We start from the raw sequence: 1,420 nt of genomic DNA on the forward strand, positions 1-1,420 counted from the left end.
CCCGCGCAAATGCCTTGACTACAGGACCCCTGCGGAGTCCTTTGCCCAAGTGTTGCACTTCGAGTGTGAATCCACCTGCCCGCCTTCGCGGGCATGACAGCGGTAATGCCGCTCAGCTCGCCCGTTGCCAGCCGCGCGTCCGTCAACAGGCGCATCACCGTATCCGCAGGCGTTGGCTGATGTCCGCTCTGGTGCCCATGACGAACTCGACCGGGAAATTGCGCGAGGTGCGAAAAGTTCCCAGAAGCTGACTTAAAAGCGGCGACCCGAATGTTGCAGACCGAGGGCGGAGGACTGAGTTACTGGACCTCGGCGATCTTCGGTCCAGATGACAGCATCTGCGCGTTGGTTGCCGAGGGCCGGTTCGACGGCAATACCGGGTCCGGCGATCGGAAAGCGGCGTCGGGCGGCGCTCCCTGGGATGGTCGACGGGCAGCGGTTGCCGGAAGCACGATCACTTTCGCTCCGACTTTCACCCGCTCATAGAGGTCCACGATGTCCTCATTGGTCAGCCGGATACAGCCGGACGAAACCCGCTTCCCGATCGTATCGGGCTTGTTGGTACCGTGAATTCTATATTCAGTCTCGCCTAGATACATCGCCCGCGCGCCGAGCGGGTTGCCGGGACCGCCTGCCATGAATCGCGGCAGATAAGGCTGACGCACAAGCATGTCTGCAGGCGGACGCCAATCCGGCCATTCTGTCTTACGGGCCACCGCCTGTTCACCGGACCACGTGAAACCTTCGCGGCCAACACCGATTCCGTATCGCATCGCTTGCGCGTGGTTCAGAACGAAATAAAGGAATGTGTTTTTGGTATCGATGATCACGGTGCCCGGCGTCTGGTGGCTGGCGTAGTCAACCACCTGCCGAACAAATGGTCCGGGAAGGTCAGCGGCTTTTGGTGTTTCGAATTGAGGCGGCGGAGCCGAAATCGGAGCCGAAATCGGAGCCGGAGCTGACGCTGGTGCATGAACTGGAGCTGACACGTGAACCGGAGTTGACGACGCCATGGCTTGGTGCGCGGACGGCTTTCGTATCGGTTGCACGCTCGTCGGGCGAGACAGCAAACTGTACCCCAATGCGGCGACCGCCACGGCGCCAATTGCAACTCTCCCGACCATTGGTAGTGCGAATGTCTCCGCCTTTCCACGTTTGGCCCGCTTGCTCATATCTTTCCCCAGGTCACTATGCCCGGAAGAGGTACCCAGCAAAATTTAAGAAACTTGCAATCGATTTCGCCCAGACTGGAACCGTTAGCGGTGGTTAACGCCGAACTCTTGTTCGGCAACATAAAAATTAGGCCGAGCGGACACGCTGCTCTCTTTCGTTAACGGCGGCTTTGGGTCATGTGTGGACGACGCCCGCATTGCAAGGAGATTCTGACGTTCGGCTTGCGGTCGGGTGCAAGTCATGTGTC

The 1,420-nt window shown here is 59.4% G+C and carries 1 protein-coding gene; it reads right to left on the reverse strand.

The genetic code is table 11. The features are described 5' to 3' along the window. Nucleotides 1-299 precede the first annotated feature (299 nt). Nucleotides 300-1,172: a L,D-transpeptidase gene (locus JQ629_RS36895; protein ID WP_212416792.1), complete on the reverse strand. Its 873-nt coding sequence runs from the start codon at nucleotides 1,170-1,172 to the stop codon at nucleotides 300-302. Between the last annotated feature and the right edge of the window lie 248 nt (nucleotides 1,173-1,420).

The sequence above is a fragment of the Bradyrhizobium sp. AUGA SZCCT0222 genome (genome assembly GCF_018130205.1).
Lineage (GTDB): Bacteria > Pseudomonadota > Alphaproteobacteria > Rhizobiales > Xanthobacteraceae > Bradyrhizobium.

Excerpts from the sequence above, each read along its gene's own strand:
- JQ629_RS36895 (WP_212416792.1), bottom strand. The coding sequence starts at position 1,172 with ATGAGCAAGCGGGCCAAACGTGGAAAGGCGGAGACATTCGCACTACCA.